Consider the following 25,388-nt stretch of genomic DNA (forward strand, 5'->3'; position numbering starts at 1 on the left):
GTGATGGTGACGCTGCCGTCTGCGTTCTCCGAGAAGTTGACGTCGTCGTAGGTGCCGTCGCCGTCGACGTCGACGTTGGTCTCGTACTCGCTCATGGTCGGTGCTCCTGATGTCGAGGGGAGGAACTTCGGTACTTCCGCCGGCCGGAGTAGTGGGCCGGCTGTTGATCAAGACGCTAGAGGTGGCGGCAGACCCCGTTCTCCCGAAAACGTGCCAACCAAGGCCGCCGGTTCGATCCCCAGGGAAGCGCTGCACACTTGACCCCTTATGGGGTCACAAACCGTGCAGCGCCTGGTGTCACGCCCCGGCGTGCGCCCGCTCCACGACCTCTTCCGTGGTCAGCGGACTCTTCGGGTGATAACTCAGACACAACGGCGTCTTCACTTTGACGAACTGCGACCCCTCAGGCGCCGCGTAGAACTCGCCGGTACGCATCCGGCCAACATCCGGCACGCTCCCGCCCTTGGCTTTCGCCATCTCCTGAGCGGCGCTGATCTGCGCCGGCGCGTTCAGCAGTCCGAAGAATTGGGTCGCCGCATTGCCCGGAATACGGTTGTGCAGACCTTTTGGCGCCTGCGTCGCGAACACCAGGCCAAGCCCGTACTTCCGCGCCTGCGACGCCAATGCCAACGTGCTCTGCGTGCATGCGGTCATCGCCCCGGACGGCGCCAACGTCTGCGCCTCGTCCATCACGAAAAGACCGCCCAGCGGGCGGTCACCGACCGGATTCTTCTTCACCCAGGCGAACAACGCCATCTGCAACTGGTTGACGAAACTCTGTCGCTGTTCGTCGGACGGCAGCCCGACCAGGCTGATGACCGACACCCGCGCCCGCTTGCCCGGCGCCGGCGTCAGTAGAACTCCGGGGTCCACCGGCGCGCCCGAGCCGCCGAACAACGGATCGTTCACGACCGCGGCGTTGAGATCCTGGGCGAGCTCAGCGGCGATTTTGTCGGCGTTCTCGAGCCGACTGGCGTCCTCGGGAAACGCGGCCAGCACGCCGATGAACTCGCGCAAGGTGGAAAAGCCGCTCCGAGCGAAGAACCGGAGCGCTTCGGTGAGCACAGCGCGAGACCGGACCGATCGGGCGGTCCCGCCGTCCGCGCGAGCCCGCGGAGCCAACGTCGCCACCGCGGCGTCGATCGCGGCGTCGAATTCGTCCGGGTCCTCGCGAACGCTCGCGAAGTCCGGCAGCGGCTGGAAGCTCAGCGCACGTCCGGCCTGCCGCCGAGGCGTCCATATGACGACGTCCGTGCCGCTCAGGTAGTCGGAGGCTTTCGCCGCGTCACCGTCGCCCCATCCCGACGGCGGTTTCGGCCAGGCGTCACCGAGCCGCGCGAGGTCGTTGTTCGGGTCGAGCACGATCGACGAAACCCCCTGCAGGGCGCACTCCTCGACCAGCCGTCGGATCAGCACGGTCTTGCCCGACCCCGATCCCGCGAAGATCGCCGTGTGCTTACGCAAAGCCTCCAACTCGACGCTCACCGGCCCGCCGTCGTCGATCGCCCGCCCCACGACGAGCGTCGGAACACCCGGCGCCGGGGTCTCCAGCGGTGTGCGGGGTTCGAGCGGCGACGGGTCGGGCTGTGGAACGTCGATCGGTCCGCCACCCGTCGGAAGATCGGAGAGCGCCTCACGGAGAAACTCGATGCGCTCGCTCGGTCGGCGATCTTCGAGCCAAGTTTCAAGGTGGTTGGGGCTTTCGTCCAGCAACACTCTCAAGGCGGAGAGCACCGCGAGGTCGGCCTGTGAAACCGGAAGCGTGCGACCGCCTGCGTTCTTGAACTCTTCCAACACGTGCCAGGTCTTCGTGCCCGGAGTCGCATGCCACTCCGCGTTCCGGAGCAGGAACAGGCGCCGCTTCGGCATCTTCTGGGAGAGACCGGACATCATGCAGGCCATTTGGATCCGCGGCCGGGCGCCATTGAGGTGTTCGGCACCGATCGCGCGGAACGCCCAGTGCGCCTCGTCCTCTGTTCTCTCGTCCAGCGTCATCCGTAGGCGGGCGTGCAGCGGCGGCTTGATGCCAGGGAGCGGGTCGTATGAGAACAGCTTTTCGGTGTCTTCCTTCTCCAAGATCCAGGCTTCCAGCCCGGCATTGAGCAACCTGGGCACGATCGCGTCTTCGGTGGACGGGTCCAGCACACGGGAGACGTCGGCCGAGGCGATGAGCTGCTCGAATCGTGCGTCCAGCGCCGTCATCACATCCAGCGGCGGCTTCTTCGGCTCCGAGCCGCCGATGCGATCGGCGAGCGTCGTGAGTTCGACGACCTCTCTGCGGTCGACACACGCCCGCACATGCTTGTCGACGCGCTTCAGCAGTTCCCGTGGCGTGAACTTGTCGGCTCCCTGGAACGCACCGGGGGCGACCGGCCAGGTCGGGTAGGGCGGCTCGAAGTCGACTCGGCGGTAATACCGCTCGAAGCGCTTTGCGATCAGAGCCCGAGCGAAGTCCTCGGTCGGAATGGTGTTGAGGTGCGGTGCCTCGCGGAAGCGGTCCTGGGCGGCGTCGATCGCCTCGTCGGTGATCAACGTCCACGCGGTCGGGCTGCAGGTCAGGACGGTAAGCGTCCGACGAGTGTTCTCGCGGAGAGACATCAGCCCTTCGGCGATCTGGTCCAGCGCGATGTTCTGGGCAGCTCCGTCACCGGATGCGCCGCCGGCCGCACCGCTCGCGGCAGCGGTGATGATCGGGTCGATCTGATCGACGCCGATCACGCTCGGCCCCGTCAGCGCGAGGAGGCGGGAAAGGTCGCGGACGATGAGTCGCGCATCCTTCACGTACTTGCCGATGCCCCAAGCAGCGCCGTAACCGGCCTCGTCCGCGTGCGAGTGCAGGAAGTTCTGGCCGATGTCCTGGGTCTCCAGATCGGCGGAACCATACAGGACGAGTGCCCGAGCGGTGTCCTGGCAGTCGCGCGCGATCTGGTCGTCGACTCGCTGAAGTGCGCGGATGAAGGCGGTGAGTGCCGGCGGAGTGAGTGGCTCGTCTCCAAGGATCTGGGGGAGTAGCTCGGGGGCCAGCTCGCCGTCGCTCGCCAGGCGGGTCAGCAGCGTTCTCCGCTGTGGCATCTGGCGGCGAACCTTGCGGGTCAGACCGTCGAGGATCGACACGACCGCGCTGGGCCAGAATGCGTTGGGATCGACGAGACTGAGCAGGAAGAAGTAGCCGTCACGGTCCTGGATCTGGTCGCGGAGCCACCCCATCAGGTGGGTTTTTCCAGTACCTCGCTGCCCCTGAATGATGACGCCGATGGGGCTGCTCCCGTCACTGTCGAAGGCGTCTTCCAAGCCGTCGAGCACGGTGTCGATCGCACCCTGGTGCATGCCGTCCACGTGGAACGGATTGGGATTCCAGACGTCGTCAGGGGTCGGAGCGAAATGAATCCGGACGGAGCGGAGCGCTCTGAGCTCGATGTCAGTCATGCGCCCTCGATCGCGATCAGGTGCTTCTTCTGATTGCCGATCGTCACTGCCCCTGCGCCGCCATCGGCGAGTGACCTTTTGTTCGTCTCGGTGGAGAACGAGACATCCGGCGCGGAGTTCAGCGCGACCAGCGCGGTATCCAGATCGGCGCGGGAAACGTCAGCGAACTGCTCGCGCAGTGCCGAGAGGAGCACCCACCCGTTCGGCTTCTTGGTGATCTCCCAGTAAGCGGCCCGAATGCGGTCCGGTAGCCCCACCGGTTCGGCGGCAGCGGTTTCTTCAGGACTGTCCGCTGCCTGGAACACGTCGTGCAGTCGCAGATCCGCGCGACGCAGGTATCGGTCCAACTGCTCCGCGGTGCTGAGCGCCACCGCCCGGCCCCACAGACCCGTGGGCAGGTCCCCGGTCAACTCTTCGCGCGCACGGGCCCAGCCCGGCTCATCGAGCTCGTGGAAGATCTGGTTGCCGAAGCCGGCCACCTTCCCGGATACAACGAGCTTCAGATCGTTCAGCTGCTTCTTGTCCTTGCCGGTGAGCGTGACCCCGTACCGCTCCTTCAGATCGTTGTTGCCGATCTGGGAAGTCACGCCCAACAGAAGCAGCAGTGCGGCGCGCTGCGGGGGCGTCAGAGCGTCAATCGGCATGGCTGGATCCCTTTCCGCGTCCGACGACGCGTCGCTTGTCGAGGAAGAGTTCGAGCTGCTGAACGACGGCGTTGACGTCGTCCAGTACCTGGTCGTTCGTGAAGCGGAGCACCGCGTAACCTGCGGTTTGCAGGAGGACGTCGCGGGTTCGGTCGGTGGCATAGTGGAGAGGGCCTCGATGTTCCGGGCCGTCCACCTCCACGGCGATGCGCTCGGCCTCCCACAAAAGGTCGATGCGAATTTCGTTCGTCAGGGGACCGAACGAGAACGGCCGGTTCCAGGCGCGGCCGCGGGCCCAGGCGCGACTGCTGAGCACCTTCTCGAGCAACTTCTCCGCAGCGCTGTTCGGGTTCGGCTGTCCACCCAAAGAGGGAATCGCCAGTACTTCGTCCGTCGGAGGAAGCGGTCCCCCGACTGCGGTGGGAAGCCGCACGCGCTGCGTCTGGACCCGGTCGACGTCCGAGAGCGGAGACCCGGTCAGCCACACCCCACCGAACCCGCCGCGGAATGCCAGCCACTCCAGAGCAGCTATCAGCGGCGTCTCGTGAGAGGGCGGCATGTCTTCCGGAACATCAACGGCGAGGACGACGTCGGCGCGCGAGTACGCAGCCAGCAAGACACGGGTGAGGCCCGCAGCGCGGATTTCGGGTTGGAACGTCGCGCTGGAGCCGACGCCGGTCAGGGCCCGAACCGCGAGATCGGCGAGGAATGGGCCGAAGTGGCGGCTCTTGCCGGCGAGACGGGACGCGAGCGCGCGGACCGCCGCCACGTTCGTCTCGGTGGGGTCCGTGATCCCGGCGGCTTCCGGGAGCCATGCCGGAAACAGCGAGACGGCCGATGCTTCGAGCAAGCCGAGCACCTCTGCGACGATCGCCGGTTGTGAAGCGGTCGCTCGCGGCCGGTAAGTCAGCACTACGGGCGCGTCGCGCGGTAACGGATCAAGCGCGAGGGCGAGGGCTTCGGGGTCTACGTCGATGAGGTGGACAACGCGACCGGGAGGTAACGATGCCCACCACGAACCATTCGACCGCACTGCGCCCCCGATGCCCCAAGTCCCTGCTCGCCCCTAGCAGCGTGCCCGCTGGGTGACGACCACCGGACACACTGCTCACAATGCCAAACGCTCGGCGAGCGACTGTGACCAGGTGGGTTACTACCCCTACCTGGATGGGCGAGTGTGGACAGAAAACCGCCCCGCCCGGAGGGGATGGGCGGGGCGGGGCAGGGGAGGCGTCAGGCCTTGGCCTTCGCCTTGCGCTTGGCCTTCTTGGCGTCCTTCTTCACGGCTTTGCCGGTGCCCTTGGCTTCGCTCTTGGCGGTCTTCGCCGTCTTCTTGACGTCTTTCTTCACGGCCGAGCCGGTCGCCATCAGAACCACCTTCCGAACGAGAAATCCTTGCGACATTCGGCTACCCGCCGTCACCGGGACCAGAAACCTCGCCACGTGAAGTTCCCCGGACCACAATGGACTGTATCGGTTCAGTGCCCGGCTATGTAACCGAACGGCAACGTTCTCTTGACCCGCCTCGTGTTACCGCTAACATCACGGCCAGCGCGGTGACCTGAGCCACAGCGCCGACAAGCGGGCGGAGGTGTGGGTCGTGGTGGGACTGGCCGAACCGGCAGGCGAGAACGTCGTGGAGCGGCGCGTGGTCATGGCCGACGTCGCTCGATTGGCGGGGGTATCGCACATGACGGTTTCCCGCGTCCTCAACGACAGCTCCGCCGTCAGCCCCACAACTCGGGCACGAGTCCGCGCCGCGATGATGACGCTGGGCTATCGCCCGAACACGGCGGCCCGTGCGCTGGCCACCGGCCGTACGAGGCAGCTTGGCGTGGTGAGCGTTAACACGACGCTCTACGGACCGGCGTCGATGCTGGTCGCGATCGAGCGCGCGGCCCGTGACGCCGGCTACGCGGTGAGCATCGCCGGCCTGCGCGAACCCGACCGGCGCTCGCTCAGCGAGGCGTTCGAGCACCTCACCGCCCAGTCCGTGGAGGGGATCGTCGCGATCACGTCCCGGGCGGCGACCGCGGCCGCGCTCCGGGAGGCCCCGCGGGGAATGCCGTTGGTCGCGGTTGAGGGCGGCGAAGGTCCGATGCCGACGGTCGCGGTCGACCAGTACCTGGGTGCGGTACGGGCCACCCGCCACCTCTTGAGCCTCGGCCACCGCCGGATCGCCCACATCGCCGGCCCCGACGACTGGCACGAGGCCGAGGAACGCGAGCGCGGCTGGCGCCACGCGCTCGCCGAAGCCGGGGAGATGCCGAATACCGTGATCCGCGGCGACTGGAGCCCCCGCACCGGCTACGAAGCCGGCCTCGCCCTGGCCGCACGCAACGACCACACCGCGGTCTTCGTCGCCAACGACCAGATGGCGATCGGCGTGCTCCGGGCCTTCGCCGAGGCCGGCATCGACGTCCCCGGCGACGTGAGTGTCGTGGGCTTCGACGACATCCCGGAGGCGGCGTACTTCGCGCCTCCGCTGACCACGCTGCGTCAGGACTTCGGCGAGGTCGGCCGCCGCAGCCTCGCGCTGCTGGTGGCCCAGGTGGAGGGCGCCCCCCGCTCGGACGAACGAGTCGTCATCCCGCCTGACCTGGTACTTCGCGACAGCACCGGCCCCGTGCAGCACAAGAACTAAAGGAGGTGGCCATGACTGATGTTAGCGCTAACAACGCAGCGACATACGTGGTCGGAGTGGACTACGGCACGCTGTCGGGCCGTGCACTGGTGGTGCGCGTGCAGGACGGCGTCGAGGTGGGCACCGCCGTGCACCCGTACGCCCACGCGGTGATCGAACGCACGCTGCCGGGCGACGACAAGCAGTTACCGCCGGACTGGGCTCTCCAGCATCCCGGCGACTGGATCGACGTGCTGAAGACGGCAGTGCCCGCCGCCGTGAAGAACGCTGGGATCGATCCGAACGACGTCATCGGCATCGCCACCGACTTCACCGCCTGCACGGTCCTGCCGACGACGGCCGACGGCACGCCGCTGAGCGAGCTCCACCCGGACCGCCCGCACGCCTGGCCGAAGCTCTGGAAGCACCACGCGGCACAGGGCCAGGCCGACCGCATCAACGCGCTGGCCCACGAACGCGGCGAGCCGTGGATCAACCGTTACGGCGGCAAGATCTCGTCGGAATGGGAGTTCGCCAAGGGCCTGCAGGTCCTCGAAGAGGACCCCGAGATCTACGCCGAGACGCAGCGCTGGATCGAGGCCGCCGACTGGATCATCTGGCAGCTGGCCGGCGTCGAGACGCGCAACCAGTGCACTGCTGGTTACAAGGGCATCTTCCAGGACGGCGCCTGGCCGACCCGCGAGTACCTCGCCGCGCTGAACCCGAACTTCGCGGACTTCGTGGAAGAGAAGATCAAGCACCCACTGGCAGCACTCGGCGACCGCGCCGGCAGCCTGACCGAGAGCGCCGCGGAATGGACCGGGCTACCGGCCGGCATCGCGGTCGCGGTCGGCAACGTCGACGCCCACGTCACCGCTCCGGCGGCGCAGTCGATCGCGCCCGGCCAGATGGTCGCGATCATGGGCACCAGTACGTGCCACGTGATGAACGGCGCCACGCTCGCCGAGGTACCGGGCATGTGCGGTGTCGTCGACGGCGGCATCGTCGCGGGCCTCTACGGCTACGAGGCCGGTCAGTCGGGCGTCGGCGACATCTTCGGCTGGTTCGTCGACACGCAACTGCCCCCCTCGTACCACCAAGCTGCGGCCGAAAAGAATCAAGACCCGCACGAGTACCTGTCCGAACTGGCCGCCGAACAGGCCGTCGGCGCCTCCGGCCTCATCGCCCTGGACTGGCACAACGGCAACCGCTCGATCCTCGTCGACCACGAGCTCTCCGGGGTCCTGGTCGGTGCCACGCTCGCGACGAAGCCCGAGGACATCTACCGCGCCCTGGTCGAGGCCACGGCGTTCGGTACCCGCACGATCATCGACGCGTTCGAGGCGTCGGGCGTCCCGGTCGACGAACTCGTCGCCGCCGGTGGCCTGCTGAAGAACAAATTCCTCATGCAGATCTATGCCGACGTCGCCAACCGCCCGATCTCGGTCATCGGCTCCGACCAGGGGCCCGCCCTCGGCTCGGCGATCCACGCCGCGGTGGCCGCCGGCGCCTACGAGGACGTGCCGGCCGCCGCGAACGCGATGGGCCGCGTCGAACGTGCCGTCTACCGGCCCGACCCGGCCCGCGCGAAGGCCTACGAGGCCCTCTACGTCGAGTACCGCACGCTCCACGACTATTTCGGGAGCAACGGTCTCCTGCACCGCCTGCGCCGGATCCGGAACGAGGCCCACCGATGATCCAGCAGCTCCGCGAGGAACTCGTCGGCCTGCACCAGGAGCTGATCCGCTGGGGTCTGGTCATCTGGACCGCCGGCAACGTCTCGGCTCGCGTCCCGGGCGAGGACCTCTTCGTCATCAAACCCAGCGGTGTGTCCTACGACGCGCTCACGCCGGAATCGATGGTCGTCTGCGACCTCGACGGCAACCTCGTCGAGGGGGATCTGTCCCCGTCGAGTGACACCGCCGCCCATGCCTACGTCTACAAGCACATGGCCGACGTCGGGGGAGTGGTCCACACTCACTCCACGTATGCCACCGCCTGGGCAGCGCGGGGGGAACCGATTCCCTGCGTGCTCACGATGATGGCCGACGAGTTCGGCGGCGAGATCCCGATCGGCCCGTTCGCGCTGATCGGCGACGACTCGATCGGCCGCGGCATCGTCGAGACGCTCGAAGGCCACCGGTCGAAAGCCGTGCTGATGAAAAGTCACGGTCCGTTCACGATCGGCAAGAGCGCGAAAGCGGCGGTGAAGGCGGCGGTGATGCTAGAGGACGTCGCGCGTACCGTCCACATCGCACAGCAAGCCGGACCGGTGGAACCGGTCGACAAAACGTCCGTAGACCGGCTGTACGACCGCTACCAGAACGTCTACGGCCAGTAGTAAGGCTCCACCCAACCCCCTCCACAGAAGGACAAGAAATGCAGGCGAAGAAGGTGCTCGGCGGCGCAGTTGCCCTGAGCCTGGCATTGGCACTCAGCGCATGCGGCGGCGGCCGCGGCTCGTCGGACGACGAGGCGAAGCCCGGCGACAACAAGGGCGCGCTGATCGGCGTAGCCATGCCGACGAAGGTTTCCGAGCGGTGGATCGCCGACGGTGACGCTGTCAAGGCCGACCTGGAGAAGGCCGGCTACAAGGTCGACCTCGAGTACGGGAACAACGACATCCCGACGCAGGTCAAGCAGGTCGGCAACATGATCACCAAGGGCGTGAAGGTCCTGATCGTCGCGTCGATCGACGGTGGTTCGCTCAGCGACCAGCTCGAGGACGCCCACAAGGCCGGCATCAAGGTCATCTCGTACGACCGACTGCTCACCGGCAGCGAGAACGTCGACTACTACGTCTCGTTCGACAACTTCAAGGTCGGCGTCCAGCAGGGCACCAGCCTGCTGCAGGGCCTCGGCGTCGTCGACAAGGACGGCAAGGCCACCGACAAGAAGGGCCCGTTCAACGTCGAGCTCTTCGCCGGTAGCAACGACGACAGCAACTCGAACTTCTTCTTCAACGGCGCGATGTCGGTGCTCAAGCCCTACATCGACAACAAGACGATCGTCGTGAAGAGCGGCCAGACGGAGTTCAACCAGGTCACCACCCTGCGTTGGGACCCGGCCACGGCCAAGGCGCGTATGCAGAACCTCATCGCCAAGTCGTACTCCGGTGGCGCGACCGTCCAGGGTGTCCTCTCGCCCTACGACGGCCTCTCGCTGGGCATCGTCTCGGCGCTGACCGGTGCCGGTTACGGCTCCGGCGCGAAGAAGCTCCCGGTCATCACCGGCCAGGACGCCGAGGTTCCGAGCCTGAAGTCGATCCTCGCCGGCCAGCAGTACTCGACGATCTTCAAGGACACCCGCAAGCTCGGCCACCAGGCCGCGACCATGACCGACGACCTGCTCAACGGCAAGGACCCCGAGGTCAACGACACCAAGTCGTACAACAACAAGGTCAAGGTCGTCCCGAGCTACCTGTTCGAGCCCGTCGTCGTCACCAAGGACAACGTGCAGTCCGACGTGATTTCGACCGGCTACCACACCCAGGCGGAACTGGACAAGTAGGCCGCTTGCCGGTGGGTGGCGTCAGCCACCCACCGGCACTGCCTTGGGAGAACTCATGCAGGACGCGATCCTCGTGATGCGCGACATCACGAAGACGTTCCCGGGTGTCAAAGCCCTGCAAGACGTGTCGATCGAGGTGGAACGCGGAACCGTCCACGCGATCTGCGGCGAGAACGGTGCCGGAAAATCCACCTTGATGAAGGTGCTCTCGGGCGTCTACCCGCACGGCACGTTCGACGGCGACATCGAATACGACGGTCAGCCGGTGCAGTTCAAGTCGATCAACGACTCCGAGGCTGCCGGCATCGTCATCATTCACCAGGAACTGGCGCTGAGCCCGTTCCTGTCGATCGCCGAGAACATCTATCTGGGTAACGAGCAGGCGAAGCGCGGCTGGATCGACTGGAACAAGACGAACCTCGAAGCCGCGAAACTGCTGAAGCGGGTCGGTCTGCGCGACAACCCGATCACGAAGGTCACCGACATCGGTGTGGGTAAGCAGCAACTCGTCGAGATCGCGAAGGCGCTTTCGAAAGAAGTGAAGGTGCTCATCCTCGACGAGCCCACCGCTGCGCTGAACGACGACGACTCCGCCCACCTGCTGGGGCTGATCAGCCAGCTGCGCGAGCAGGGCATCACGTCGATCATCATCAGTCACAAGCTGAACGAGATCGAGGCAATCGCCGACCGCGTCACGATCATTCGTGACGGCAAGACGATCGAGACCCTGGAGATGCATTCCGGTGACGTCACCGAGGAGCGCATCATCCGCGGAATGGTCGGCCGCAGCCTGGAGAGCCGGTTCCCGGACCACGAGTCGACCCCCGGCGAGGAGCTGCTGCGGATCGAGGACTGGACCGTTTACCACCCGATCGACCGCACCCGCAAGGTGGTCGACGGGGCGTCGCTCTCGGTGCGTGCGGGCGAAATCGTCGGTATTGCCGGCCTGATGGGCGCCGGTCGTACCGAGCTCGCGATGAGCGTCTTCGGCCACAGCTACGGTTCCGACATCAGCGGCCACGTCTACAAGCGTGGCGTCGAAGTGAAGACGAACACGGTTCCGCGCGCGATCAAGGCCGGAATCGCCTACGTCACCGAGGACCGCAAACGCTACGGCCTCAATCTGATCGACGACATCAAGCGCAACATCTCGGGCTCCGCGCTCGGCAAGCTGGCTCGGTTCGGAATGGTCAGTGACGCCGAGGAATCGACGGTCGCCGAGCGGTTCCGCAAGAGCATGAACATCAAGGCGCCGAACGTCACGGTGAACACCGGCAAGCTGTCCGGTGGTAACCAGCAGAAAGTCGTGCTGTCGAAATGGATGTTCGCTGACCCCGAGGTGCTGATCCTCGACGAGCCCACGCGGGGCATCGACGTCGGCGCGAAGTACGAGATCTACACCGTCATCAACCGGCTGGCCGACGAGGGCAAGGGCATCATCGTCATCTCGTCCGAACTGCCGGAGCTCCTCGGGATCTGCGACCGGATCTACACGCTTTCCGAGGGTCACATCACGGCCGACGTCCCGCGGAGCGAAGCGACGGCCGAGGGCCTCATGCAGTACATGACCAAATATCGAGAGGTGGACGCATGAGCGCCCCCACGGGATTGGACAAACCACCGGCGGGGGCGCCGGACGCTCCGGCGAAGCGCCCGCTCGGTGGCGCCCTGAGTTACCTGACCGGCCAGCTCAGCCAGGTCGGGCTGTTCATCGCGCTGATCGTCATCGTGGTGTTCTTCCAGATCACGACCGACGGCATCACGCTGAAGCCGATCAACGTCTCCAACCTGATCATCCAGAACAGCTACATCCTGATTCTGGCCGTCGGCATGGTGATGGTGATCATCGCCGGGCACATCGACCTGTCGGTCGGGTCGGTCGTGGCGTTCATCGGTGCGCTGGCCGGCGTCATGATCACGAAGTGGGACCTGCCGTGGCCGCTCGCGGTCGTGCTGTGCCTGCTGGCGGGTGCGCTGGTCGGGGCCTGGCAGGGCTACTGGATCGCGTATTTCGGCATACCGGCGTTCATCGTGACGCTCGGCGGCATGCTCGCGTTCCGCGGCCTCGCGCAGATCGTGCTGGACAACAAGCAGATCGCCCCGTTCCCGGACGGGTTCCGCGACCTCGGCTCCGGCTTCCTGCCGACGTTCGGCTCCAGCGGGTACGAGCCACTGACGATGATCCTCGGTGTGCTGGCGTCGCTGGCCCTGGTGGCCTCGGCCTTCCGGCAGCGGCGCGAGCGGCGCAAGTACGACCTCGAGGACGAGCCGTTCTGGTGGTTCGCCGCGAAGCAGGCCTTCGCCGTTGCGTTGATCCTGCTCGTCACCGTGCAGCTGGCCAGCTACGACGGCACGCCGATCGTGCTGGTGATCCTCGGTGTGCTGGTGGTCGGGTACACCGCGGTCATGAGCCGGGCGGTGTTCGGTCGGCACATCTACGCGATCGGTGGCAACCTCGCGGCGGCGCAGCTGTCGGGCGTCAAGGCCAAGTCGGTGACGTTCTGGCTGTTCGTGAACATGGGCGTGATCTCGGCGCTGGCCGGGCTCGTCTACACGGCGGGGCTGAACCTGGCGAACCCGAGCGCCGGTAACGGGTTCGAGCTGGACGCGATCTCCGCGGTGTTCATCGGTGGCGCGGCCGTGACCGGCGGTATCGGCACGATCCCGGGCGCGATCATCGGTGGTCTGATCATCGGCATCCTGAACAACGGCATGTCGATCCTGGGTGTCGGCACGGAGTGGCAGCAGCTCATCAAGGGCCTGGTGCTGCTCGCGGCAGTGGCGTTCGACTTCTACAACAAGCGACGTCGGGCCGGGGTCTGAGTTTTAACAGGTCTTCTGTCGGTTATCTTCCGATCTGGGTGTTAAGCGCTGATCGGGGGACTTCGTGAACGGACCTGAGCACTACCTGAACGCGCAGAAGTACGCGACCGAGTCGGCTACCGACAAGGAACCGGAGTGGATGACGGCGCACGCGGCGCTCGCGCAAGTGCACGCGACGCTCGCGCTGACCGCCGCCATCGCGGAGTTCGGGGACACCAAGTCAGGGGTGGGGCGGGTGGCGAGTGACTGGACCGGCTGGCGTAATGCCGGCGCCGTTCTCTCGCCAACCGCCAACCCGAGCCCGCTGGAGTAACGTTTCTCGCAGGAGTAACGGGCGTCACAATCGCGTGAGGGCCGTTCGACCTGCAGAAACGTGGGGTTCGTAGGCTCACGTCGTGTCCTATGCGCCGCCGCAACACCCCGTCCGTCGTCGTTCGGATGCCCCGTACTGGGTGCTGATCGCGCTGGGCGGGGTGTTGGTTTTGTTCTGCGGCCTGTGCGGCGTGACCTCGGTGTTCTTCGCCGACACCGACCCGGTCCCGACTGCCGGCGTCGAGGCGGCCCCAGCGTCGCCGAGCGCACCGCAGTCGCCGTCCGCCACGCCGCCCCCGTCCGCCTCCGCGCCCCTCGTCGGCGACGACGAGGTTCTCGGAGGGCGCGCTGACGTCGACGTCTCGGTGGAGGCGACTGCGGAGGCTTCCGCCGAGGTGGACGTCTCTGCGGATGTCGATGCGGGCCGACGGGCGGTGCCCGAGGCCGCGCCGACGACCCGCGCCGCGGCGCCTCGCCGCACGACCCAGGCTCCCGCGCCGGCCCGAACGACGGCGCGGGCCGAGGCTCCGGCTGATGACAGCGGCGCCGGGGTCTACTACAAGAATTGCGACGCCGTTCGCGCCGCCGGTGCCGCTCCCATCCACGTCGGCGACCTGGGCTACGCCAAACACCTGGACCGAGACGGCGACGGCATCGGCTGCGAATGAGTCGGTGGCAGCCGCGCCGGATCTCGCCGGCGACCAGGAACCGGCGCGCGCCGTGGTCGGTGATTCGGGGGGTGTTACGGACTCGCGGGTGGGGTTTGGTGCCGAACGGGTGAGTGGGTTTGCCGGGGGTGCCCGATGGCGTCCGAAGCTAGCCGTTCGGCTGGGGCCGTCTGCCTGAGGTGACGCGGGACGTGCGGCTGTCGTTGCGGAGCGTCGCCAGTTCATAACATCACGCGGTGTCTTATTCACCGCAAGTTCCCAGCGGTCGCACAGGTTTGCAGCCGCTGCACTGGGTGCTCCTCGGAGTCGGGGGTGCGATCCTCGCCGTGTGCGGGCTCTGTGGCGTGCTCGGCGTGATCGGATCGCTCGGGGATGACCCGGCACCGAGTGCCTCGATCGTCGCGGCCACGGAGCCGGCCCGGGCGAGCTCTGCGTCACCGACCCCGTCGGTGACGACGTCGCCGTCGGTAGTGCCGTCGACCGCGGCGCCGCTCATCGGGGATCAGGCCCCCGCCGCGGAGGCCGACGCCGAGCCCGGCTCGGCGACGGACGGGGCCGACTCCGCCTCCGACCCGGCCCCGTCGACCCGCGACGCGGCACCGTCGACTCGCTACGCGGCCCCGTCGACCCGCCGGGCCGACCCGCCGCCCACAACTTCGGCACCGAAGCCTCCGGCCCCGAAACCCGCACCGCCGAAGACCACTGCTCCGGCGTCGGTCTACTACAAGAACTGCGACGCCGTTCGCGCCGCCGGTGCCGCTCCCATCCACGTCGGCGACCTGGGCTACGCCAAACACCTGGACCGAGACGGCGACGGCATCGGCTGCGAGTGAGTCAGATGCGGCCGAGGACTGTGGTGACGGTGATCTCCAGGACCACTCGGAGCGGGTTTTCGCGGGGCTGGCGGTAGCGGGCGGCGTAGCGGCGCTCGGCGTCGGCCACGCGGGCGGGGTCGGAGACAACCTCGACTGCGCCCTCGAGCGTGAGCCAGTACCCACCGTCGACCTGGCACAACGCGGCCCGCTTCGTCACGGCCGCGTTCCGTGCCTTGCGCGACGGCCCCGAGCAGATCACCCGCGCCAGCCCCGCGTCGGCGTCCCACGTGAACCCGACCGGCGTCACGTGCGGCGAACCGTCCGGACGCAGCGTCGTGAGCGTGGCGAGGTGCCGAACGGTGAGGAACTCCAGCGCCGCGGGCGGCAGGTCAACGGGGTCGAATCGCACCCCCCGACCCTAATCCCGGTCGGTGTGGAAGGCGGTGAGGATCTCGTCGGCGGCCAGGGCCGGGGTGAGGGTTCCCTCGGCCACCTGCTGCTCCACCTTCGGAGCAACCTCCGCCACCCTCGCGTTGTCCCGCAACGACGCCAGCAGCCGATCCTGCACCATCGTCCACACCCACCGCACCTGCTGCTCGCGCCGCCGAGCCTCCAGCGCCCCGGACGCCATCCGGGTGTCCTGGTGCCGCACGACCTGCTCCCACACCTCGGTGAGCCCCGTGCCCTCGGAGGCGCTGCAGGTCAGCACGGGTGCGTCCCAGCCACCACGGTCACCGTGGAGCAACCGCAGCGCCCCCGCGAGCTCCCGCGCGGCCTTCTGCGCGTCCCGGACGTGCGGGCCGTCCGCCTTGTTCACCGCGATCACGTCGGCGAGTTCGAGCACGCCCTTCTTGATGCCCTGGAGCTGGTCGCCGGTGCGGGCGAGCGTGAGCAGCAGGAACGAGTCCACCATCTCGGCGACCGTCGTCTCGGACTGGCCGACCCCCACCGTCTCGACGAGCACCACGTCGTAACCCGCAGCCTCGACGATCACCATCGCCTCGCGCGTGGCCTTCGCGACGCCGCCGAGCGTCCCGGCGCTGGGAGACGGCCGGACGAAGGCGGACGGATCCACGGCGAGCCGGGCCATGCGTGTCTTGTCGCCCAGGATGCTGCCGCCGGTGCGGGTGGACGACGGGTCGACGGCGAGCACCGCGACCCGGTGGCCGGATGACGTGAGCGACACCCCGAGCGCGTCGATGAACGTCGATTTGCCGACGCCGGGCACGCCGGTGATGCCGACCCGCCGGACCGCGGGGCGCCGCGGTCCGCTCCCGGCGACCGGCGCCTGCACGGCTGCGGTCAGCCGCGTGAGTAGCTCCTGGGCCGCCACCCGGTGGTCAGCGCGCCGCGACTCCACGAGCGTGATCGCCCGCGCGATCCATGCCCGCTCCCCGGCGAGCACCCCTCGCGCGTAGTCGTCGACGTCCGGCGCCGGCCGCGTCATCGGGCCCCCGCGGTGGAACCTTGGGCGGCAACCGTCACGGGTGGGCGGTTTCTGACGGGTCGGGGTGGCCCAGGCGGGTGCGGAGTTCGGCCAGGAGGCCGAGGGCGGCGTCGGCGATCACGGTGCCGGGGAGGAACACGGCCGAGGCGCCCAGCGAGGCGAGTGGCTCGACGTCCGCGGGTGGGATGACGCCGCCGACGACGATCATGATGTCGTCGCGGCCGAGTGCGGCGAGTTCCTCGCGCAACGCCGGCACGAGGGTCAGGTGTCCCGCGGCCAGCGTGCTCACCCCGACGATGTGGACGTCGGCCTCCACGGCCTGGCGCGCCACCTCCGCGGGGGTCTGGAACAGCGGGCCCACGTCGACGTCGAAGCCGAGGTCGGCGAAGGCCGACGAGATGACCTTCTGTCCGCGGTCGTGCCCGTCCTGTCCCATCTTCGCGACGAGAATGCGTGGCTGACGCCCCTCGGCGCGCTCGAAGTCGGCGGTGGCTTCGCGGGCGGCGGCCACGTTCCCGGCCCCGCCGGCCTCGTCCCGGTACACGCCGGAAATCGTACGGATCTGACCCGCGTGACGCCCGTAGACCTTCTCGAGCGCGTCGGAAATCTCGCCGACAGTGGCTTTGTGCCGGGCGGCGTCGACGGCCAGGGCGAGCAGGTTCTCGTCGAGTCCCGGACCGCGGTGACCGTTGAGCGCGGCGTCTGCGGCCTTGGTGAGGGCGGCCAGCGCATCCTCGACCGCGCGGGGGTCACGTTCTGCGCGCAGCCGCTCGAGCTTCTCGATCTGCTCCCGCCGCACCGAGGCGTTGTCGACGCGCAGCACCTCGATCGGCTCGTCGGCGTCGGGCCGGTAGCGGTTGACGCCGATGACCGGCTGGCGGCCGGAGTCGATCCGCGCCTGGGTGCGGGCGGCGGCCTCCTCGATGCGCAGCTTCGGAATGCCCTCGTTGATCGCGCGGGCCATGCCACCGGCGGCCTCGACCTCCTCGATGTGGCTCCAGGCCTTCTTCGCGAGGTCGTGCGTCAGGCGCTCCACATAGGCCGATCCGCCCCACGGGTCGATCACCCGGGTCGTGCCGGACTCGTGTTGCAGCAGCAGCTGGGTGTTGCGGGCGATGCGCGCGGAGAAGTCCGTCGGCAGCGCGAGTGCTTCGTCGAGCGCGTTGGTGTGCAGGGATTGCGTGTGGCCCTGGGTGCTGGCCATGGCCTCGATGCACGTGCGGACGACGTTGTTGAACACGTCCTGGGCGGTGAGCGACCAGCCGGAGGTCTGCGAGTGCGTGCGCAGGCTGAGCGACTTCGCGTTCCTCGCGCCGGCGTCTTTCGTGAGGCGGGCCCACAGGAGCCGGGCCGCCCGCATCTTCGCGACCTCCATGAAGAAGTTCATGCCGATCGCCCAGAAGAAACTCAGGCGCGGCGCGAACTTGTCGATCTCGAGCCCGGCCTCTTTGCCCGCGCGCAGGTATTCGACGCCGTCGGCCAGCGTGTACGCCAGTTCCAGATCGGCGGTCGCTCCGGCCTCCTGGATGTGGTACCCGGAGATCGAAATCGAGTTGAAGCGCGGCATCCGCTGCGACGTGTACGCGAAAATGTCGGAGATGATCCGCATCGACGGCTGTGGCGGATAGATGTAGGTGTTGCGGACCATGAACTCTTTGAGGATGTCGTTCTGAATGGTCCCGGCGAGCTGTTCCGGAGCGACACCCTGCTCTTCCGCGGCGACGATGTAGAGCGCGAGAACCGGCAACACGGCGCCGTTCATCGTCATCGAGACGCTCATCTGGTCGAGCGGAATTCCGTCGAACAGTTGGCGCATGTCGTAGATGGAGTCGATCGCTACTCCGGCCATTCCGACGTCACCGCCGACCCGCGGGTGATCGGAGTCGTAACCGCGGTGCGTGGCCAGGTCGAACGCGATCGACAGGCCTTTCTGACCGGCGGCGAGGTTCCGCCGGTAGAACGCATTCGACGCCGCAGCGGTGGAGAAGCCGGCGTATTGCCGGATCGTCCAGGGCTGGGTCACGTACATCGCGGGGTAGGGCCCGCGCAGGTACGGGGCGATACCGGGATAGGTGTCGAGGAAGTCCAGTGATTGCGTGTCGTCCGCGGTGTAGAGCGGCTTGACCGGGATGCCTTCCGGGGTGTCCCAGACCGGGGTTTCCGCGGTCTCGCCGGGCGTGGTGCTCGGCTCTCCCAGCTCGACGTTCGAGAAATCCGGGATCGTCATCGCGTAACCCCCAGGTCGTCGAGCGTCGTCGTCAGCACCTCGACCGCGTCACAACCAGAAAAAACATAATGATCGACGTTGGGCAGCGTGCCGCGTTTGCCGGCTAGCCAAACTTTGGTGGCTCCGGCTTCGGTGAGCGCGGTGGCCGCTGCCTCGCCGTCGGCGGCGTAGATCTTGTCGCTGGAGCAGAGCACCGCTGTCTTCGCTCCGCTGTCCCGGAAGGCCTGCGCCAGTGCCTCGGGGTCCAGGTTCGGACCGGCCGGGACGGTTTCGATGCCCCCGGCTTGGAACAGGTTCGCGGCGAACGTCGCCCTGGCGGTGTAGGCGGCGAGGGGACCGAGCGTCGCGAGGAAGATCTTCGGGCGGGTTTCGGCTTTGTCGGCGGCGTCCCGCAAGTATTCGAAATCCTGGCCGTACCGCACCACGGGGAGGGTTCCGCTTGCCCTCGGTGGCGCGGGCTTCCGGACCGGCAACTTCTCGGTGAGGTTCGGGAACTCGCTGACGCCGGTGAGCGGGTCACGCCGGTGGGCGATGTTCTTCCGGCGCTCGTCCCAGGTCTGTGCGATATCGGCGGCGAGCGGGGCCTCGGTGATACCCCCGGCCCTCTCGATGCCGGTGAACACGTCCCACGCGGCCTTCGCGAGCTCGTCGGTGAGGCTTTCGACGTACCAGGAGCCGCCGGCCGGGTCGATCACGCGGCCGAGGCTCGACTCCTCGAGCAGCAGCGACTGCGTGTTGCGGGCGATGCGGCGGGAGAACGCGTCGGGGAGGCCGAGGACCGCGTCGAAGGGTGCGACAGTGACCGCGTCCGCGCCGCCGATGCCCGCGCCGAAACAGGCGAGGGTGGTGCGGAGCATGTTCACCCAGGGGTCGCGGCCGGCCATCATCGCGTTGCTGGTGACCGCGTGCTGGTGCTGGGGGACGTCGGGGGCGCCGCTGACCTCGGCGACGCGTGCCCAGAGCCTCCTGGCCGCCCGGAGCTTGGCGATCGTGAGGAACTGGTCCGCGGTGGCGGCGTAGCGGAATTCGAGCTGTTCGAGGGCCTGCTCGACGCTGAGGCCCGCGTCGGTGAGGGCGCGGAGGTAGGCGACGCCCGTGGCGATCGAGGCGCCGAGTTCCTGGGCGTCCGAGCCGCCGGCGTCATGATAGGGCGTGGCATCGACGAGCCCGGCGCGGATCCCGGTGCCGCTCGTGCGCTGCGCGAGCTCCGTGAGAACGCTCAAGTCGACGGGCGCACCGGTACGGGCCCGCAGCCCGATCGGATCCGCCCCCAGGTTGCCGCGCACACCGGCCCCCGGGCCGGAACCGGCGGCCGGCGCGGTGTCCGCGGAACCGGCGGCGGGCGCGGTACCGGCGGTGTGCGCGGTGGCGGGGGCGGTGTCGGTGGCGCGGGTGACTGCCAACGCGAGGAAGGCTTCGGCTGCCTCACGGGTGGCGGGGCCGGCGTCCAGGGAAATCGGGGCGAGGTCGAGGTAGACGTTCTCGAGGATGTCGGGGAGCGCGCTCACCGGGATGCCCTCGTCACCGAGCACGAGCCACAACGACGTGACGCCGTTCTCCAGATCCGCGGCGATCGCGGCCTTCGAGGCGGCCACGTCCGGGTCGGCGTGCCGCTGCCGGACGTCCCAACCGCCCGGACGCTCGCCGTTCTCGGCCGTCAGGTCCCGCAGACGGTTGCCACGCACGAAGGGTGGGAATCCGGGAACGCCAGCTCCGGCGGGCGCGTCAGCCGCCGTGTACAGAGGCGCGACGCGGATCCCGTCGTACGTGGTCGTCGCGAGCAGATCCTCGACCGCGGCGGCGGGCGTGTCATCATCCGCGACCCGGGATTTGCGCAGGACAGCAAGCACGAGGTCCTGCCAGCGCTCCCGATCGGCAGGCTCGAAGCCGGCGGCGAGCGGCAATTTCTCGGACGGCACCGTCATGCCCGGATGGTATGACCGTTCCGGTCAGGGCTGACCGAAGTGTGGTCCGGGTAACCGGGCGAGTCGGCCTGGATCGGTTCTGTCAACTAGGTGACACGCCCCCATCCGGGGGCCGCGCGAATCCGAACCGGTGATGCGACGTCACGGGGCGTCGCTGTCCCCGCGGGGGCACTCCGCGCACCGAAGGACATCCGATGCTCCAGCACCGACCTGGCCGGGCCGGACCCCGCGTTGTTGCGGCGGCCGTCGCCGCAGTGACGGTCACCGCCCTCGCGCTCGCGCCGACCGCCGCGACCGCCTCGAGCCACCGCGAAGCACCGACGATCGCGGGCTTCCCGCAGTACGACAACACCGATGTGTACGCGTTCGTCAGTCCCGACAAGCCTGACAGCGTGACGGTGATCGCCAATTGGATTCCGTTCGAGGAACCCGCCGGCGGCCCCAACTTCTACCCGTTCGCCACCGACGCCCGCTACGAGATCAACGTCGACAACAACGGCGACGCCAAGCGTGACGTCACCTATCGGTGGCAGTTCACCAGCAAGTACGCGAGCCAGGACACCTTTCTTTACAACACCGGACCGGTGACCAGCCTCGACGACCCCGACCTCAACTTCTGGCAGACCTACCGCCTGGACGAGATCCAGTGGGCGCCGGACGGTTCGGAGACCGGCCGGACGATGCTCGCCGAGGCGCTGCCGGTTGCTCCGTCGAACGTCGGTGCGGCGTCGATGCCGGACTACCGGAAGCTCCGCGACCGGGCGATTCGGTCGAAGGACGGCGTCACGATGTTCGCCGGCCAGACCGAGGACCCGTTCTTCCTCGACCTGCGCCTCTTCGATGTGCTGTACGGCGGGGACCTGAGCGAGGTCGGCAACGACACGCTCGCGCCGTACAACGTCAATTCGGTGGCTCTGCAGTTGCCGAAGTCGCGTCTGGTGCGCGGCGGTGATCCGGTGATCGGGATCTGGTCGACGACGTCGCGGCGGGACGCGTCGGGTGAGTACGTGCAGATGTCGCGGCTGGGGATGCCGCTGGTGAACGAGGTCGTGGTGCCGGTGCGGGACAAGGACCGGTTCAATGCGTCGTCGCCGTCGGGAGATTCTGCCTTTGTGAAGTCCGTGACCGATCCCGAGGTGCCTCGGCTGATCGAGAAGATCTACAAGATCAAGTCACCTGCGACGCCTCGGCAGGACCTGGTGCAGGCCTTCCTCACCGGGGTGCCGGGCCTGAACCAGCCGCGCCAGGTCACCCCCAGTGAGCAGTTGCGGTTGAACACGTCGATTCCGCCTGCGGCGTCGCCGAAGCGGCTCGGGGTGCTGGAGGGTGACAAGGCCGGGTTCCCGAACGGTCGGCGGCTCACTGACGACGTCGTCGACATCACGCTGCAGGTGGTGGACGGTGAGCTGGTCGGATCGCCGAACGATCTCGGGGACGCGGTGGACACGAACGACACGTCGTTCGAGAAGTCGTTCCCGTATGTGGCGTTGCCGAAGGCGGGTGCTTCGTCCGGCGCTTCGCCGTCGAAAACGCCGCAGGCGGGTGCATCGGCGCCTTCGGCTGCGCCGTCGATGCTCACGGGTGATGCCGGGAATCCGTCGCCGGCGGCGAACGCGTCCGCGGCGGAGATGAGCGATCTCGTGCCGTTGGGTGCGGCGGTCGGGGGCGCGGGGCTGCTCGCGTTCGGCGCGGCCTGGCTCTGGCGCCGCCGCCGCACGCCCTGACGGCGTCGCGCCTTGTGACTGTGGCGCACTTCGCGTCTGGGATGCGGCGTCGTGCCTCTTGATGGCGGGCCGGGTCTGCGCTCCTACCCTTCCGATGGCCCGGCCGGCAGGCCGGGCAGCTCCTGAGAGGACAGTCCCGATGCGTCGCGGTTCTGCCGGTCGCGGCCGGGCTCGCGTCCGCGGTACTGCTCGAGCCCACTCCGGACGCCCCGCCGCGCGCTGCCGCCCGTCCGGCGGTCGTCGTCGCGGGGGAGTGCGGCACCGACGGGTGCGTAACCGCACTCCAGGCACGGCTACGGACGCACCCGCGCGACGGCCGCTCCTGGTCGGCGCCCGCGGTCACGTACGTCGAGCAGGCGCGGCTGACCGAGTACTACCAACGCGCCCAGGGCGCACTCGTTCGCTTTGCTGGGCAGCGGGTGGTGAGTGACCGGGTCGGGTTGGGGGTCGTGTCACGTGTGCTCGTGCGGCTGCCGCTGGTCACCGGGGTGGGGGTGTGCGGGGTGGGGGAACGATTGCTCTTCGGGCGGTAATGGGGCTCTGATAGCGTCGGTTTGCTCTATCCCGAGGAAGAAAAGCGGCCATGGCCAATCAGTTCCCGGAGTGGCCCGACCGCGACGGTCAACCGGACCGGAACGCACCGCCTGACGCGGACGCTCCCCGTCCGCACGACGATCAGATCCGGTACGGGTATCCGCCTTCCGAGTACGGGTCGGCCCAGTACCAGGCCCCTTCGCGCGAGGCTTCGGAGTATCCCGGCTCGCACCAGCAGGCCCGCCAGCACGGGGCGCCGGGGTATCCGGGTCCGCAATACCCATCCGCTCAGCCGGCGGCTCCGGAGTACCAGGGGTCGCAGTACCCGGCGCCCCAGGGCGGCGAGTATTCGGGCTCGCGGCATCAAGCCTCTGGGCACGCGAGTCCTGGGTACCCGGCCGCGCAGCACCGAGCGCTCCAGGACGAGGCTCCCCAGTACGAGACGCCCCAGTACGAGGCTTCCCGGCAGGAGGCTTCCGGGTACGCGGGTTCGCAGCACCAGGAGCGCCAGCACGAGGTTTCCGGCTATCCGGGGCCTGAGCACCCGGGGCGCCGACACGAGGCCGGTGAGTACCGAGGGCCCGAGTACGGCGTTCCGCAGTCCGGGGGTCCGCAGGCCGGAACTCACCCGGCCGGGGCCCACCAGGCCGGGGGGCATCAGTACGGGGGGCAGGCTCCGCGGTATGCGGAAGGCACGTACGACCGGCTGAACTTCCAGAACCCGGGCGCCCCCGCGCCCGAGCACGACCACCCGACCGCCGGTCGAGCATCCGTCCCGGGCCCGGGACAAACCGAGCCGCGCCCGGAAAGCGCCCCCGGCCCCGAACTCCGCCCCGACGAACACGTCCACAGCCACACCCACAGCGCCGCCACGCCCGTGTCCGCGCGAACGCGCAAGGCCGTCATCGCGATCCTCGTCCCCGCGGTCATCGCGACGATCGTCGGCCTGATCTGGCTCTGGCCCGGACAGATCCACTACAGCAGCAGCACCGGCGACAGCGGTCAGCAGCAGCGGGCCGCCGGCACGGTCACCGAGGTCACCGAGCAGTCCTGCCCCGACACCGAGGAAGCCGAGGCCGCCGGGCTCACCGGCCCCTGCGGCACCGCGGCCGTGAAGCTCACCGACGGTGCCGACAAGGGCCAGACCGTCACGATCGAACTGCCCCAGGGCCCCGGTGCGCCAGTCGTCCACGCCGACGACGACGTCGTGCTCGTCGTCCTGTCCGGCGGCCAGGGGGACGATGCCGCGCGCTACACGATCGTCGACAAGCAGCGCTCCGGCTCACTGTGGCTGCTGGTGGCGCTCGCAGCGGCCGTCGTGATCGGGTTCGGGCGGTTGCGCGGGCTCGCCGCGATCGGCGGGCTCATCGTCAGCTTCGCGGTGCTCTTGCTGTTCGTGTTGCCGGGCGTTCTCGGCGGTTCGCCGCCGCTGCTGGTGGCGGTGGTCGGCTCGAGCACGATCATGTTCGCGGTGCTCTATCTGACGCACGGCGTCTCGGTGCGCACGTCCGTGGCGATCCTCGGCACGCTGGCGAGCCTGGTCCTCACCGGGCTGCTCGGCGCCGGCTTCACCGCGCTCACCCAGCTGACCGGTCTGGGCGACGAGCAGAGCGTCTACCTCGCCACGGTCGAGGGCGGCGTCGACATGCGCGGTTTGCTGTTGGCGGGCATCATCATCGGCTCGCTCGGTGTGCTGGACGACGTCACGATCACCCAGGCGGAGGTCGTGTCCGAGCTGGCCCGCACCCCGCGCAGCAGGTTCGACCTGTACCGGGCGGCGATCCGGGTCGGGCGGGCCCACGTCGGCTCGGCGGTGAACACGATCGTGCTGGCGTACGCGGGGGCGTCGCTGCCGTTGCTGCTGCTCATCTCGGTCAGCGGGCAGAGCCTCGGTTCGCTGGTCACCGGCCAGTCGCTCGCGCAGGAGATCGTGCGGGCCCTGGTCGGCACGATCGGCCTGGTCGCGTCCGTGCCGATCACCACCGCGCTGGCAGCGCTCGTGGCGGAGCCCCCCGCCGAAGACGAGGAGCCCGCCGAACCTGTCGCTGCCTAACCCGCGGCGGCGGCCGCCTGCGCCGACTGCACGACCGACTTCAGACCCTTCGCGACCGGCCCGACGTGCTCGCCGATCGCCTTCAGCCGCTGCTTGTACTTGCGCCGGTCCGCTCCGCTGACGACGGTCTTCAGCTCGCCGTTCGCGGCCAGCGCGACCACCGCCGCGTCCCGTCGGTCGAGCCGCTCGATCGGCTCGCCGCCGTGGAGCGCACGCCGGGCGGACTCGGCGAATTTGCTCCGTGCGCGGGTGTCCCGCAGGGTCACGGCCCAGTAGGGGAACAGCCCCAGCGCGCGACGCCGCTCGGCCTTGATCGTGTGGTCGGTCGCCAGCTGCTCACGGACCAGCTTGATCGTGGCGCTGTGCTTCCGGCCGATCCAGTGCTGCCACTTGCGCGGCTTCGCACTGGCCGAGATCTCCGCCAGCACGGTGCTGAGTAACGGGTCGCTGAGCACCGGGTCGCGGTGGGAGGGGTGACGATGCGCGGTGACGACGACCCGGCCGTTCTCGTCCGCGATGTGCCCGGCGAACTGCAGTTCGGCGAGAGCCGCGGCGCGCAGGACGGCGCCCATGTGCCAGGCGGTCCGGAGGCGCTGCTTCTTCGGGTCGTACGCGAGCACGTACAGCCTGGCGGGTAGGAAGGTCTGGTTCTCCATG

General features: G+C 68.5%; 20 protein-coding genes. 11 read left to right on the forward strand and 9 right to left on the reverse strand.

The window, feature by feature from the left end:
- Positions 1-297: 297 nt before the first annotated feature.
- The 4 genes from ACGFY5_RS16150 to ACGFY5_RS16165 all read right to left on the reverse strand — a co-directional run bounded on the left by ACGFY5_RS16150 (position 298) and on the right by ACGFY5_RS16165 (position 5,447).
- Positions 298-3,426, reverse strand: a complete 3,129-nt coding sequence (locus ACGFY5_RS16150; RefSeq protein ID WP_392720538.1) for a helicase HerA domain-containing protein — start codon at positions 3,424-3,426, stop codon at positions 298-300.
- Complete coding sequence (locus tag ACGFY5_RS16155) at positions 3,423-4,070, reverse strand: hypothetical protein (protein WP_392720540.1); 648 nt, start codon at positions 4,068-4,070, stop codon at positions 3,423-3,425. Before ACGFY5_RS16155 ends, ACGFY5_RS16150 begins: the two co-directional genes overlap by 4 nt.
- A complete protein-coding gene (locus ACGFY5_RS16160; RefSeq protein ID WP_392720542.1) occupies positions 4,060-4,920 on the reverse strand; it encodes an endonuclease domain-containing protein in 861 nt (286 codons plus the stop codon). Before ACGFY5_RS16160 ends, ACGFY5_RS16155 begins: the two co-directional genes overlap by 11 nt.
- 383 nt (positions 4,921-5,303) lie before the next feature.
- A complete protein-coding gene (locus tag ACGFY5_RS16165) occupies positions 5,304-5,447 on the reverse strand; it encodes a hypothetical protein (protein WP_392720544.1) in 144 nt (47 codons plus the stop codon).
- 277 nt (positions 5,448-5,724) lie between these two features.
- Here ACGFY5_RS16165 and ACGFY5_RS16170 point away from each other — a divergent pair, with 277 nt between their 5' ends.
- The 9 genes from ACGFY5_RS16170 to ACGFY5_RS16210 all read left to right on the forward strand — a co-directional run bounded on the left by ACGFY5_RS16170 (position 5,725) and on the right by ACGFY5_RS16210 (position 14,839).
- Positions 5,725-6,714: a LacI family DNA-binding transcriptional regulator gene (locus ACGFY5_RS16170; RefSeq protein ID WP_392722475.1), complete on the forward strand. Its 990-nt coding sequence runs from the start codon at positions 5,725-5,727 to the stop codon at positions 6,712-6,714.
- An 11-nt stretch (positions 6,715-6,725) separates the two neighbouring features.
- Positions 6,726-8,390 carry a ribulokinase gene (araB, locus tag ACGFY5_RS16175; RefSeq protein WP_392720545.1) on the forward strand — a complete coding sequence of 555 codons (1,665 nt, stop codon included), beginning with the start codon at positions 6,726-6,728 and terminating at the stop codon, positions 8,388-8,390.
- Entirely contained in the window at positions 8,387-9,034 is a 648-nt protein-coding gene (locus ACGFY5_RS16180; protein WP_392720546.1) for an L-ribulose-5-phosphate 4-epimerase, read from the forward strand. Before araB ends, ACGFY5_RS16180 begins: the two co-directional genes overlap by 4 nt.
- Before the next feature lie 38 nt (positions 9,035-9,072).
- The gene (gene chvE, locus ACGFY5_RS16185; protein ID WP_392720548.1) at positions 9,073-10,203 is read left to right on the forward strand and encodes a multiple monosaccharide ABC transporter substrate-binding protein; all 1,131 of its coding nucleotides are present in this window, start codon (positions 9,073-9,075) and stop codon (positions 10,201-10,203) included.
- Between the two features lie 55 nt (positions 10,204-10,258).
- Positions 10,259-11,797 (forward strand): multiple monosaccharide ABC transporter ATP-binding protein, encoded by a 1,539-nt coding sequence (gene mmsA, locus ACGFY5_RS16190; RefSeq protein WP_392720550.1) that lies wholly within the window; start codon positions 10,259-10,261, stop codon positions 11,795-11,797.
- On the forward strand, positions 11,794-13,026 hold the full coding sequence (mmsB, locus tag ACGFY5_RS16195) for a multiple monosaccharide ABC transporter permease (RefSeq protein ID WP_392720553.1): 1,233 nt from the start codon (positions 11,794-11,796) through the stop codon (positions 13,024-13,026). The genes mmsA and mmsB overlap by 4 nt, the downstream gene beginning before the upstream one ends.
- 64 nt (positions 13,027-13,090) lie before the next feature.
- Positions 13,091-13,339 (forward strand): hypothetical protein, encoded by a 249-nt coding sequence (locus ACGFY5_RS16200; RefSeq protein WP_392720555.1) that lies wholly within the window; start codon positions 13,091-13,093, stop codon positions 13,337-13,339.
- Between the two features lie 82 nt (positions 13,340-13,421).
- Entirely contained in the window at positions 13,422-14,006 is a 585-nt protein-coding gene (locus ACGFY5_RS16205; protein ID WP_392720557.1) for an excalibur calcium-binding domain-containing protein, read from the forward strand.
- Positions 14,007-14,242: 236 nt separating this feature from the next.
- On the forward strand, positions 14,243-14,839 hold the full coding sequence (locus ACGFY5_RS16210) for an excalibur calcium-binding domain-containing protein (protein WP_392720560.1): 597 nt from the start codon (positions 14,243-14,245) through the stop codon (positions 14,837-14,839).
- A gap of 1 nt (position 14,840) precedes the next feature.
- Here the strand turns inward: ACGFY5_RS16210 and ACGFY5_RS16215 are convergent, their stop codons facing one another.
- From ACGFY5_RS16215 to ACGFY5_RS16230, 4 genes are read right to left on the reverse strand one after another with little or no spacing between them, the layout of a single operon-like run.
- Positions 14,841-15,230 carry a pyridoxamine 5'-phosphate oxidase family protein gene (locus tag ACGFY5_RS16215; RefSeq protein WP_392720561.1) on the reverse strand — a complete coding sequence of 130 codons (390 nt, stop codon included), beginning with the start codon at positions 15,228-15,230 and terminating at the stop codon, positions 14,841-14,843.
- A 9-nt stretch (positions 15,231-15,239) separates the two neighbouring features.
- Entirely contained in the window at positions 15,240-16,268 is a 1,029-nt protein-coding gene (gene meaB / locus ACGFY5_RS16220; protein WP_392720562.1) for a methylmalonyl Co-A mutase-associated GTPase MeaB, read from the reverse strand.
- 34 nt (positions 16,269-16,302) lie between these two features.
- Positions 16,303-18,495, reverse strand: coding sequence for a methylmalonyl-CoA mutase (scpA, locus tag ACGFY5_RS16225; protein WP_392720564.1), 2,193 nt, complete (start codon positions 18,493-18,495; stop codon positions 16,303-16,305).
- On the reverse strand, positions 18,492-20,420 hold the full coding sequence (locus ACGFY5_RS16230) for a methylmalonyl-CoA mutase family protein (RefSeq protein WP_392720566.1): 1,929 nt from the start codon (positions 20,418-20,420) through the stop codon (positions 18,492-18,494). Before ACGFY5_RS16230 ends, scpA begins: the two co-directional genes overlap by 4 nt.
- A 194-nt stretch (positions 20,421-20,614) precedes the next feature.
- Here ACGFY5_RS16230 and ACGFY5_RS16235 point away from each other — a divergent pair, with 194 nt between their 5' ends.
- A complete protein-coding gene (locus ACGFY5_RS16235; RefSeq protein ID WP_392720567.1) occupies positions 20,615-22,144 on the forward strand; it encodes a DUF4331 domain-containing protein in 1,530 nt (509 codons plus the stop codon).
- A 583-nt stretch (positions 22,145-22,727) separates the two neighbouring features.
- Positions 22,728-24,731 (forward strand): YibE/F family protein, encoded by a 2,004-nt coding sequence (locus ACGFY5_RS16240; RefSeq protein WP_392720569.1) that lies wholly within the window; start codon positions 22,728-22,730, stop codon positions 24,729-24,731.
- Here the strand turns inward: ACGFY5_RS16240 and ACGFY5_RS16245 are convergent.
- The gene (locus ACGFY5_RS16245) at positions 24,728-25,387 is read right to left on the reverse strand and encodes a GPP34 family phosphoprotein (protein ID WP_392720571.1); all 660 of its coding nucleotides are present in this window, start codon (positions 25,385-25,387) and stop codon (positions 24,728-24,730) included. The two genes, ACGFY5_RS16240 and ACGFY5_RS16245, sit on opposite strands and share 4 nt — an antisense overlap.
- Position 25,388 lies beyond the last annotated feature (1 nt).

Source organism: Cryptosporangium sp. NPDC048952 (assembly GCF_043197895.1).
Lineage (GTDB): Bacteria > Actinomycetota > Actinomycetes > Mycobacteriales > Cryptosporangiaceae > Cryptosporangium.